General features: G+C 65.5%; 13 protein-coding genes. 3 read left to right on the top strand and 10 right to left on the bottom strand.

The window, feature by feature from the left end; translation table 11 throughout:
* The first annotated feature begins 69 nt into the window (after positions 1-69).
* Both ACSYDV_RS13240 and ACSYDV_RS13235 read left to right on the top strand, forming a co-directional pair.
* A complete protein-coding gene (locus tag ACSYDV_RS13240) occupies positions 70-360 on the top strand; it encodes a UvrB/UvrC motif-containing protein (RefSeq protein WP_438324279.1) in 291 nt (96 codons plus the stop codon).
* Entirely contained in the window at positions 350-595 is a 246-nt protein-coding gene (locus tag ACSYDV_RS13235; RefSeq protein ID WP_438324278.1) for a DUF3253 domain-containing protein, read from the top strand. The genes ACSYDV_RS13240 and ACSYDV_RS13235 overlap by 11 nt, the downstream gene beginning before the upstream one ends.
* A 164-nt stretch (positions 596-759) precedes the next feature.
* Here the strand turns inward: ACSYDV_RS13235 and ACSYDV_RS13230 are convergent, their stop codons facing one another.
* The 5 genes from ACSYDV_RS13230 to ACSYDV_RS13210 all read right to left on the bottom strand — a co-directional run bounded on the left by ACSYDV_RS13230 (position 760) and on the right by ACSYDV_RS13210 (position 5,206).
* On the bottom strand, positions 760-1,689 hold the full coding sequence (locus ACSYDV_RS13230; protein ID WP_438324277.1) for a HEPN domain-containing protein: 930 nt from the start codon (positions 1,687-1,689) through the stop codon (positions 760-762).
* Positions 1,690-1,776: 87 nt separating this feature from the next.
* A complete protein-coding gene (locus ACSYDV_RS13225) occupies positions 1,777-2,100 on the bottom strand; it encodes a DUF736 domain-containing protein (protein ID WP_438324276.1) in 324 nt (107 codons plus the stop codon).
* 225 nt (positions 2,101-2,325) lie between these two features.
* A complete protein-coding gene (locus ACSYDV_RS13220) occupies positions 2,326-3,132 on the bottom strand; it encodes a TspO-related membrane protein (protein ID WP_438324275.1) in 807 nt (268 codons plus the stop codon).
* Between the two features lie 132 nt (positions 3,133-3,264).
* On the bottom strand, positions 3,265-3,522 hold the full coding sequence (locus ACSYDV_RS13215; protein ID WP_438324274.1) for a DUF5818 domain-containing protein: 258 nt from the start codon (positions 3,520-3,522) through the stop codon (positions 3,265-3,267).
* A gap of 106 nt (positions 3,523-3,628) precedes the next feature.
* The gene (locus ACSYDV_RS13210; RefSeq protein ID WP_438324273.1) at positions 3,629-5,206 is read right to left on the bottom strand and encodes a PAS domain-containing sensor histidine kinase; all 1,578 of its coding nucleotides are present in this window, start codon (positions 5,204-5,206) and stop codon (positions 3,629-3,631) included.
* 151 nt (positions 5,207-5,357) lie between these two features.
* Between ACSYDV_RS13210 and ACSYDV_RS13205 the strand changes: the two genes are divergently transcribed.
* On the top strand, positions 5,358-5,756 hold the full coding sequence (locus ACSYDV_RS13205) for a response regulator (RefSeq protein ID WP_438324298.1): 399 nt from the start codon (positions 5,358-5,360) through the stop codon (positions 5,754-5,756).
* 67 nt (positions 5,757-5,823) lie between these two features.
* Here the strand turns inward: ACSYDV_RS13205 and ACSYDV_RS13200 are convergent, their stop codons facing one another.
* The 5 genes from ACSYDV_RS13200 to ACSYDV_RS13180 all read right to left on the bottom strand — a co-directional run bounded on the left by ACSYDV_RS13200 (position 5,824) and on the right by ACSYDV_RS13180 (position 9,723).
* Positions 5,824-6,084 carry a hypothetical protein gene (locus ACSYDV_RS13200; RefSeq protein WP_438324272.1) on the bottom strand — a complete coding sequence of 87 codons (261 nt, stop codon included), beginning with the start codon at positions 6,082-6,084 and terminating at the stop codon, positions 5,824-5,826.
* Between the two features lie 290 nt (positions 6,085-6,374).
* Positions 6,375-7,403 carry an NAD(P)/FAD-dependent oxidoreductase gene (locus ACSYDV_RS13195; RefSeq protein WP_438324271.1) on the bottom strand — a complete coding sequence of 343 codons (1,029 nt, stop codon included), beginning with the start codon at positions 7,401-7,403 and terminating at the stop codon, positions 6,375-6,377.
* The gene (locus ACSYDV_RS13190; protein WP_438324270.1) at positions 7,400-8,095 is read right to left on the bottom strand and encodes an MgtC/SapB family protein; all 696 of its coding nucleotides are present in this window, start codon (positions 8,093-8,095) and stop codon (positions 7,400-7,402) included. Before ACSYDV_RS13190 ends, ACSYDV_RS13195 begins: the two co-directional genes overlap by 4 nt.
* On the bottom strand, positions 8,088-8,969 hold the full coding sequence (locus tag ACSYDV_RS13185) for an NAD(P)H-hydrate dehydratase (RefSeq protein ID WP_438324269.1): 882 nt from the start codon (positions 8,967-8,969) through the stop codon (positions 8,088-8,090). The genes ACSYDV_RS13190 and ACSYDV_RS13185 overlap by 8 nt, the downstream gene beginning before the upstream one ends.
* The gene (locus ACSYDV_RS13180; RefSeq protein WP_438324268.1) at positions 8,962-9,723 is read right to left on the bottom strand and encodes a histidine phosphatase family protein; all 762 of its coding nucleotides are present in this window, start codon (positions 9,721-9,723) and stop codon (positions 8,962-8,964) included. Before ACSYDV_RS13180 ends, ACSYDV_RS13185 begins: the two co-directional genes overlap by 8 nt.
* Positions 9,724-9,806: the final 83 nt, after the last annotated feature.

Here is a 9,806-nt window from a genome sequence, read left to right as displayed (position 1 = left end):
ATCGCGTAAGGGGGTCCCTTTTGCGCGCCGATAGGGGGTCCCGTTTGCACGCCGATTGACAATCCAAAGATGACCGACATCATCGAAACGCTTCGAAAGAAGATGGAAGCAGCGGTCGATGCACTCGGTTTCGAAGAGGCACGGCGATGCCGAGACCAGATCAATCTCTTGCGGGGCGGAGCGACCCCTGATGATGCCGGTGCAGCAGACTTTTCGGGCATCGAGCGGCAACAGGCTGGGGCTATGGGGCTCGGCACGAGCCAACAACGTATGACCCCGCCTCCGGGGTGGAAGCCGCCTCCGAAACCTGACCCGATGACGAAAGGCCGATCATCGCGCGGAGGCAAGCGTGGAAGATAAAGCACGCGACGCCGTACTCGCCTTGCTGGCCTCGCGCGTGCCCGATGGTTCGGTATGTCCAAGCGAGGTCGCGCGCGCGATCAATCCCGGGCCTCACTGGCGTGAAGCGATGGCCTCCGTCCACGCAACGATCGATCGGTTGGTCACCGAAAAAATGGTGCGATTGAGCTGGAAGGGCCAGCCCCTCACCCACCGCGAAGGCCCCTACCGCATCAGCAGGCCAATCAAAAACTAACGCGCCCAACATAACCTGTGTTTATTGCCACTGATCACTAGGGGCCTAAGTTCGCAGGTTTAATGCCTCCACGCGACCCTGGAGGCAAAAGGGGCATCTTTCGGCGGGAGACCCCTCCACGTTGAAAGAAGAGAGGGCTCTGCCATGCCCTTTGCTTTTCAACGTCAGCCTGCTTCTCTCGCGGTGGCTTCCAAGAGTGCAATACGCTCGCGGCAAACCAACTCAACGATGCTTGCCAGATCCGACACGCGTTCGCCAAGCCACGCGAGCTCCTCCTCGGAAATGCTGTAGTGCTTCGAATAGCGAGCCTTGATATAGGCTTCCTTCAGCTTCTCGAAGTGGGCGCGATCAGCTTTCGTCTCGCGGGGCCATGCATCAATCAAGCGATCGTCCGCCCTTTCGGCGTGTGTTCGGAGGAATGCGAGATTGTGGATGTGGGGAGTATAGAAAGTGCGGACCAGTAGGACGCAATGATAGAGGCGCTCCGTAGCCTGATGTAAGTCGAAAGCGGCCTTCTTCAGCCAGCCCTGCTGGATAGCGTAGTCGGCTGAACCGCTAAACTCGCGAGCGCTCGGCAACCACTCCTCAAAATATTCCCGCGCCATCTCAAGCGCCGCGTGCGGCGTCTTCGGCTGCGGCTCTGCAAGCTCGCTGTCCTCGGCCTCATACAGCGCGATCCCGTCACGTGCGACGTCCATGAAGAAATAGCGACCCTGCGACAGCCCGCCATTCACCTCTTCCAGACTATGCACGATGAAGTTCACCGGCGTGCGCAGCATCTTGGTCACCGACAGTTCGCGAATGAGCCGGTCATCGAGCTTCGACCAATAGTCCGCACGATCGGTCAGCCGCTTGTCGTTGACGATGATGAGCAAGTCGTAATCCGACTGATAGCCCTTGGCGGTATGCGGCTCGTCGACCCAACCGCCGCGCGCGTAGCTGCCGTAGAGAATGATCTTCGAAATGCGCCCCTTCTTCTTCCATCCCTGCGTCGCGAGCGCCAGCGCATCCTCGAATTCTTCGAAGATGATCTCGACGACACGTTCGAGTTCGCGCTGCTTGTGCGGGGGAAGATGGTCGGTACTGCTTTTCATCGTCGTCACCCTATCAAGGCGGCAGCATCCGCGCACCAGCATATTGCAGCCAATGCGGGGATAAGCCGGGATATTCTCCGACCTCCGTCAATCGGCGGGGTTCCAGAGCAAGACATAGGCGTCAGTATTGTCCTGGCCTGCCCCGCGCGCGAGGTTCGCATAGAGCCGCCGCTGCCCGAATTCGGGGGCTTCGAGCGCGAGCGAGACATAGCGCCGCTCGGACGCAGCGGCGAGGCGGACCCACCCCGCACCGATCTCGATGTCGTCGGAGTAGACGCGGTAGTCGGGCTGGACGTCGCTCCCCTTGCCACGATTGCAGCGGATTTCGATCGGCACCCGGATCGACAGGGTACGAAGCTCGCCAACGAACCCCTTCTCGATCGTGCCGCTGACGAAGCCGATGGCTCCCATGATCTGTCTCCTGCCTTTTCCCGCGAGCCCGTCCCGCGGCGCAGGGAGGGAGCCGGGGCGCCGTCAGGCGCCGGCGCACCCGCAGGGCCGCAACGGCAGTGGAGGACGGGCGCAGCCCGTTGCGCCGGGGCCGAGCCCCGGCAGACGCCTCAAGCGCGGGACGGGACCGCGGTCAGGAACGAAGATCGTGCGGACGTCTTGGCAAGCGTCAGAAGCTGTCGAAAGCTAAGCCCCCGCGCCGCCCGACCAGTGGTGTCCGCCCCCGTCGCGCCATCCGAGGTACAGGCCGAGAAGCACGAGAACAGCAGCGATGCCGGCTGCCGCGGCGACCACGGAAGCCTGCTGGCCGCCGGCGGCATATATGGCGGCGAGTGCCCACAGAAAGACCAGCGCGAAGGGAGGATTGCCCTTCCCGCGCGCAAGTGCCGCCGCCGCAATCATGCCGCCGACCACGACGACCGCGGCCGAAATCACTGACGAAGCGTCAGGCTGCGCATTCACGCCATAGAAACGCAGGGTCGCGGCGACGTTCACGATCGATGCCGCGGTCAACCAGGCTGCGAGCGCCGAAAGCGGAAGGACCGCCCCCCAGCGTTCGGCCGCGGTGAAGCCCGCAGGCCAGTCGGCGATCCGGCGATAGGCGATCAGGCTCGAAATCAGCGAACCGAAGATGATGATCGTCGAAACGATGTCGATGTCGTTCAGTTGCACCCACGTCGCCCACAGGGCATTGCCGAGAAAGGCGCCAGCAGCGGGCCAGCGAAGCGCCGCGAAAAGCATATTGGCGCGTCCGGCGGCGGTGAATTGCAGAGCAGCGAACACCAGCGATCCAAAATAGAGTGCCCCCCATATCGAAAAGGCCCAGCCTGCGGGCGTGATCAGTGTCTGGACGACATCGGACCGGTCGCCGACGGGCGTGCCGATCCCGATCGCGGGCAGAGAGGCCGCGGCGATCTGCGCGAGGGCGCAAAGCAGGACGAGCGCGCGCGAGGGATCGGCGGCGGGTGCGGGCGTGGCGATGCTGTGGCTCATTCCACTTCAACCGGCGCCGCGCCGCTTCGTTCCCGGCACGCCCCCGGCAAAAATGAGAGGGCTCGGCCGACAAGAGGGTCTGCAATGCGATCACGCCATCGACGCACTGCGTCGGCGTCCGGATGATCGCAATCAGTCGAGCGGCCGGGCCGCATCGTCCATCCCAGAGCCAGCGGGGGTGAGGATGATTTCCGGCGCCACCCCGTCAACCTCGACCAGATCGTCGCCGACAAGCACCCCGGTTATGCGCACGCGCTTCTCGACATGATCGACCGGAGTGCGGCGAAGGTCGAGCTGCCAGCGGCCGCCAAGGTCGCGGCGAAGGGCGAAGCCCCCTGCCACGCGAAGCAAGGTTCCCGACTCGTCGATACGTGATCCGATGCCCGCCATTGCGAAACCTTAGCCCAATCCGGGATGCCCGGCCAGCCAGCTGAAACCGCGCTGCGCCGAAGGTCCCCAATCACACCCCATCCCGGTCACCTCGCCTGGAATATTGTCAGGCCGGCAGATCGAGCGCGCATTGCACGCCCTTGGGGTCGAATTCGATGTGCGCAGTCCCGCCCTGCGCGCGAAGTGCGCGTTCGAGCATGCGCGTCCCGAAGCCCGTGCGGGTCGGCGGCGCGACCGCCGGCCCTCCCTGTTCGCACCAGTGGAGGCGCAGCCGGTCGCGGCCTTCCTCCTCGGTAATGTCCCAGCGGACATCGACGGAGCCGGCATCGCCCGAGAGTGCGCCATATTTGACGGCATTGGTTCCAAGCTCATGGAGTACCATCGCCAGCAGCAGTGCGCGCGACGCCGGAAGTTCGGTATCTTCTCCCGCGAGGCCGATGCGTCCCGGCTTCATCTTGTCGAAGGCATGGAGCGCCCGCTCGATCATTTCGCTAGCCGACACGGTCCCCCAGTGGCGTTCGGTGAGCAGATCGTGCGCATCGGAGAGAGCGCGCACCCGCGCCTCGAACGACTGGCATTCGGCGGGCGGCGTCTCGCGGAAGGTCTGCGAGGCGATCGCCTGTACCATGGCGAGGGTGTTTTTCACGCGGTGGCGCATCTCGGAAAGCGTAAGGCGCAGTTCTTCCTCGGCCTTCCCGCGCGCCGCGATCTCGAAGCGCGCTGCCTCGTGGAGATGGGCATTGTCCATGGCAACCGCGGCCTGCGCCGCGACCCCCTCGACCAGCGCCTCGACCTCGGCGTTGAAGATGCCGGGCTCGTCATGGCCGAAGAAGAGGCCGCCATGAACAGCTCCCGAGCGCGAGACGACGGGCACCGCGAGATAGCTGACGACTGGCAGATGCCCCTCGGGCATTCCGAAATGCGGAGCGCTGTGGCCATAGCGCGGATCGCGGCGAATATCGTCGGAACGAATGGTCCCTTCGCCGCGAAAGGTCGGATCGAAGACCGCGGTGTTGCGCGGCATGCCGAAGCGCTCGAACGCTTCGCGCGGCGCACCCGAGAGCGAAAAGAGCAGATAGCTTTCGCCCGTTTTATCGAGAACATTGTAGAAGAAGGCCCCGAAGCGCGCGCCGCTGAGTTCGGTCGCGATCTCCGTCACCGCTTCGACGATGCGTTCGAGATCGAGATCCTGCGAGACGATCTGCGCGACGCGATTGAGCTGGGCGAGGTGCTCGGCCTGGCGCGCGAGCTGAGCCTCGACCGCCTTGCGCTCGGTGATGTCGCGCGCAATCTTCGAGGCCCCGATGATCGTGCCGTCGGCGCGCCGTACCGGCGAGACGGTGATCGAGAGATCCACAAGGCTTCCATCCTTGCGGCGGCGCACGGTTTCGAAATGCTTGACCCGCTCCCCCGCCTTGACCCGCTCGATGATCGCGCTTTCCTCGTCGTGCCTGTCCTCGGGGATCAGTTTCAGGATCGACTGTCCGACGATCTCGCTGGCCGAGTAGCCGAACATCCTCTCGGCCGCCGGGTTCCAGCTGGTGATGATGCTATCAAGCCCTTTGCTGATGATCGCATCATCGGATCCTTCGACAAGCGCGGCGAGATGCGCACCGGTTTCGATCACTGCCACGGACGGGCCGCGATCTGGGTTTTCGGGCTCGATCACGACTTCATCCTGCATTGACAACAGCCCCTGCCCCACTATCCCGAATCGAGAATTTCGACTGTTCGAGAAACCCTTGAACTCTTGATGCGTTCCGCCGACACTGCCAAGCGCCCTGCCAGTTGCCGAGCGTCTGCTCCCATCCGATCCATGACACAGGGCCACCGCCATCACCGGACCGAACATAAATGCTCCCGCGCGCTGCACCGCCCTCGTCGCCGAGGATGAATGGCTCGTACGCATCAACATCGTCGAGGCGCTCGAAACGGCAGGATTTACGGTGCGCGAGGCGGAATCAGCCGAAGATGCGCTGCTGCTGATCGCCGAAGCGCTGCCGCAGGTGCTGGTGACGGATATCCGCCTCGCCGGAGCACTCGACGGCTGGTCGCTTGCCGAGGAATATCGGCGCGGCCACCCCGCCGGAGGCGTCGTCTATGCCTCGGCAAATGTGCCGCTGACGACGCGCCAGGTCGACGGCAGCTTTTTCTTCTCCAAGCCCGTCCTCATGACTGCGCTTGTCGATGCCTGTCTCGGCCTTTGCGGCGACCAGAACCATACGCCTTCCTGAAAGGACCGGACGGCGAGCCCGACGAATGACAATCCTCGCGCGTTCAACGAGGCAGCGGGGACCGGGTTCAGGCGGCTGCGGCGCCGGATGGCACGGGGGAAACCACTGGCCCGTGAGCCTTGGCGGGAGCGCCGTGAAGTTTCCAGAGATTAATCTCGGTCTTGCTCATCCGCACGAGCAGGCGGTCGCCATCCCAAAGCTCGACCTCGCAGCAGCTTCGCTCGTTCAGCGCCGCCTGGAACGCCTGATAGGGATCGTCGGCCTGGAAATCGACGCGGCGCGGCGCCGTGCTGTCGTGGGTGAACAACAGGAGATGAAAAGGACGCATAGATGCTCCTGTCGTGTCGGGAGCAGGCGCGACCCGGCTCTCGGTAAGGGATCGATCGGCAGGCCGTATGCAACGGATGGGACTACGGCATTATGCCGGAACCACGAGAAGCCGATCTGGGTGGAGCCGCAGCCGAGTCTTGATTAGCATATTTCCCCAGGTGCAAGCCGGTTAATCGCTATGATCGAGATCAACCCGAGGCCGCTCACCGTGGTCCGGAAGCGACAAACCGGAGCAGAGGGAGTGCACGCTGCCTCGCCAGCCATGCCGGCATGCGAATTCCCGCCCGGTCAATGCTGATCGGCCATTACATGGCCTTCGCGCGCGCGCAGCCAGTTGTGCAGCCGCGTCGCCGCCGCCGCGCCATGTCCCGTGGCGGTACTGATCTGGTCGAGTCCCGCGAGAACATCGCCGGCACCATAGACCCCGGGCATGAGCGGCTCGGCAAAGGCGTCGGCGGGAAGGCAGCGATTGGCGTCGCCTTCGAGCCCCAGCCTGGCCAGCAGTTCGCTCCGCGGCTGCGACCCAAGCGCGGGATAAAGCGTATCGAAGACGCGCGGCGCCTGCGCGCCCGCGAGCTGCACCTCGATCCGTCCGTCGCTGTGAACAAGGCGGAGCAGCTGCCGGTCCTCGATCCGGACGTCGCTTGCCTCGAGCTCGGCGCGCTGTCCTTCGGTCAGGGCGACCTGCCATTTGGGGATCAGCGTGACGTCGTCGGTATATTGGCGGAGGAACATCGCCTCGGCGGCACCGTGGAGATCGGATCCCAGCACCGCGATGCTGCGGCCGCGATGCTCATACCCGTCGCAGATCGGGCAGTAGCGGACCGCCCCGCTGCGCACCGCCGCGTCATGCTCTCCAGCCTCGACGACCGCCTCGTTTGTGACGACGCCCGTCGCGAGGATCAGGCCGCGCGCCGAGAGGCGGCGACCGTCCTCGACCTCGGCCGTGAACTTATCGCCGTCCCCGGCACCCGACAGACGCTCGACGCGCCCGACCTCGATCACCGCGCCATAGCGCTCGGCCTGAACGGTCAGGCGCGCCACGAGGTCCGCGCCCGATATGCCCTCGGGAAAGCCCGGCACGTTCCACGCCATGGGGGCGCCGAGCGCCCGCGAGCGGCCGTCGTGGAGCACGCGGACGCGGCGGCGATAGCGCGCCAGATAGAGCGCCGCGGTGAGCCCCGCGGGGCCTGCGCCCACGACGATTGCATCGCAATCGAGCGCATCCTCGCGCTCGCGCTCCGGCGCGCGCGCCGACCTCGACCCTGCCCCGCCTTTTCCGCCGCCTCCCGGCGCGCCGTCGCCGCCCGCCTTCATCGCTGCTGCGGCCTGATATCGTAAGAGGCGACGCGCACGTCGGCGGTGAGCGCGGCGGCGAGCGCGTCGGCACAATTCTCGTCATAGCCCGCAGCGATGGCGGTGAACCCCGGCGCGCCGCCGCTGCGGCGCTGTTCGACCGTGATCGCCTTCAGACCCTCGGCGGCGAGCAAGGCCGCCACCTCGCTCGCGGCGATTTGCGTCCCCGGTTCATATTCGAGCGTGATATGCGCAATGCGCCGCTGCGGCGCGTGGCGCTCGGTCCAGGTTACCGCGGCGAGCACGAAGAAGGTCGCGACGCCCCCGAAGATCGCGAGCTCGTAGAAACCGACCCCGAACAATATGCCGAGCGTCGCGGTCATCCAGAGTGACGCCGCGGTGGTGAGGCCGCGAACATTCAGCCCTTCGCGAAATATGACCCCGCCACACAGGAAGCCGATGCCGGTGAGCACGCCGTGCGCCATGCGGACGGGATCGATGCGGACGACCTCGGTGGGCGTATCGGTGAGCCACTCCATCTGGTGCACGGCCGAGAGCATCAGCAGGCAGCAGGACAAGGCGACGAGAATATGGGTGCGTAGCCCGGCGGGGCTTGCGCGATATTCGCGCTCGCCGCCGATGATCGCGCCAGCGATCACTGCGCCGAGGATCGGCCAGAGCAGGTCGGGATCGAGGAGGTCCAGCTCAGACACCGCGCATCAGTCCAGGGATTAGCGGCAAAAGTTCGCGCGCGAGATAGCCGAGCGGCCCCATGGTTTCGCCGAGGCGGCGCCCGGCCTCGCCGTGCAGCCAGATGCCCCATGCCGAGGCTTCGAGAGGCGTGAGCCCCTGCGCGCCGAGCCCCGCGATCAGCCCCGCCAGCACGTCACCCGACCCGCTGACCGCAAGCCCGAGACCGCCGCCAGCATAGGCAAGGCATTTGCCCTCGGCGATGAGATGGCTGGTCGCGCCTTTCACCATCACCGCGGCGCCGAACCGGTCTGCGGCCTTGGCGAGCGCCGCGAGGGGATCGGCCGCTACCAGATCCTTCTCGATGTCGAGCATCGCAGCGAGCTCGCCCTCGTGCGGGGTCAGGACCATGTGCCCGGCGCGCGCGCGGATCGCCTCGGTATGCGCCGCGGCAGCACGGAGCGCGAAGGCGTCGAGCAGCAGGAACATGTCTCCGGGCAGCTCCGGCAGCAACGCCTCGAGTAGCATCTGGACGATATCGGCATCGATCATCGCCGGCCCGAAGACGATCGCATCGTGCAGCGCCATTTCGGCGATCAGCAGCTTGGCCGCCTCGGGCGCGATCTCGCCGGCTTGGGTTTCGGGAAGCGCGGCGACCGCGCAGGAGGGAAAAGCGATGCCGATCGGGATCGCGGCCGAGGCGATCGTCGCGATGGTCACCTTCCCTGCCCCGGCCCGAAAGGCGGCCTCGGCGGTGAGCAGCATGCCGCCGGGTACGCGCCGGCTGCCACCGACCACCAGCACCCGGCCGCGCCCATTCTTGTCGACATTGTCACGATGATCTGGGAGCGGGTTCGCCTTGAGCCACGCGCTATCGAGCGGCACCACGTCAGCCACGCGCGGCCACCATCGCATCGGGCTCGCTAGTCACCGGAACCTCGCCCTCCATCGGCGCGGTCACATTATAGCGGGACAGTACGAGATTGCCGTCGCGGCCCGCTTCGGGATCGAAGCGATATTCGGTGGTCGCGCAGTTGGCGACGTCGCCCTGCTTGTCGATCGCCAGAATCTCGGCCTCGCCGAGATTCTCGATGATCGTGCGGAGGCAAAGCACGACGACTTGATGTGCGACGATCATCACCCGGCGCCCGCCATAATGGAGCGACACGGTATCGAGCAGCGAACGGAGGCGGAGGATCACGTCGCACCAGCTCTCGCCGCCCGGCGGGCGATGATAGAATTTGCCGAGCGCAAGCCGGAACTCCGCCTGCTCGGGGTGCGCCGCCTCGATGCCGAGCCGGGTCAGTCCGTCGAGAATGCCGAACTCCTTCTCGCGAAGACGCTCGTCGATGCAGATTTTCTCATCTGGGGCGCATCCGCCAGCGCCGCGAAATATCTCGGCGGTCTGCACGGCGCGAACATAGGGCGAGGCCAGCATGATCTCGGGACGGCCATCCTCTTCTCCTGAAGCGAACCATGAGCCAAGCGCCCGCGACTGCTCTTCGCCGAGCTTCGATAGCGGGACGTCGACGTCGCGATGGTCGAGCGCAATGCGAAGCTCGCCCGCGGCATCGGCAGCATCGCGCGCAACATTCCCGGCGCTCTGGCCGTGGCGTACCACCCAGAGGACCGAAGGCCAACGCGGCGTCATCGAAAATCCTTCCTCGTCATCGAGACGCTAACGCCTCCGGCGCCAAACTCGTTGCCTTGCGTTTGCGCCTCGTCCGCCGAGCG

It is taken from the genome of Sphingopyxis selenitireducens (assembly GCF_051550705.1).
Classification (GTDB): domain Bacteria; phylum Pseudomonadota; class Alphaproteobacteria; order Sphingomonadales; family Sphingomonadaceae; genus Sphingopyxis.
Note: the sequence above shows the minus strand (reverse complement) of the source record. Positions and strands in the feature narration are given on the sequence as shown.

Bases quoted from the DNA above. Each gene is read 5' to 3' on its own strand.
- ACSYDV_RS13240 (WP_438324279.1), top strand. From the start codon at position 70: ATGACCGACATCATCGAAACGCTTCGAAAGAAGATGGAAGCAGCGGTC.
- ACSYDV_RS13230 (WP_438324277.1), bottom strand. From the start codon at position 1,689: ATGAAAAGCAGTACCGACCATCTTCCCCCGCACAAGCAGCGCGAACTC.
- ACSYDV_RS13225 (WP_438324276.1), bottom strand. From the start codon at position 2,100: ATGGGAGCCATCGGCTTCGTCAGCGGCACGATCGAGAAGGGGTTCGTT.
- ACSYDV_RS13220 (WP_438324275.1), bottom strand. From the start codon at position 3,132: ATGAGCCACAGCATCGCCACGCCCGCACCCGCCGCCGATCCCTCGCGC.
- ACSYDV_RS13215 (WP_438324274.1), bottom strand. From the start codon at position 3,522: ATGGCGGGCATCGGATCACGTATCGACGAGTCGGGAACCTTGCTTCGC.
- ACSYDV_RS13210 (WP_438324273.1), bottom strand. From the start codon at position 5,206: ATGCAGGATGAAGTCGTGATCGAGCCCGAAAACCCAGATCGCGGCCCG.
- ACSYDV_RS13200 (WP_438324272.1), bottom strand. From the start codon at position 6,084: ATGCGTCCTTTTCATCTCCTGTTGTTCACCCACGACAGCACGGCGCCG.
- ACSYDV_RS13195 (WP_438324271.1), bottom strand. From the start codon at position 7,403: ATGAAGGCGGGCGGCGACGGCGCGCCGGGAGGCGGCGGAAAAGGCGGG.
- ACSYDV_RS13180 (WP_438324268.1), bottom strand. From the start codon at position 9,723: ATGACGCCGCGTTGGCCTTCGGTCCTCTGGGTGGTACGCCACGGCCAG.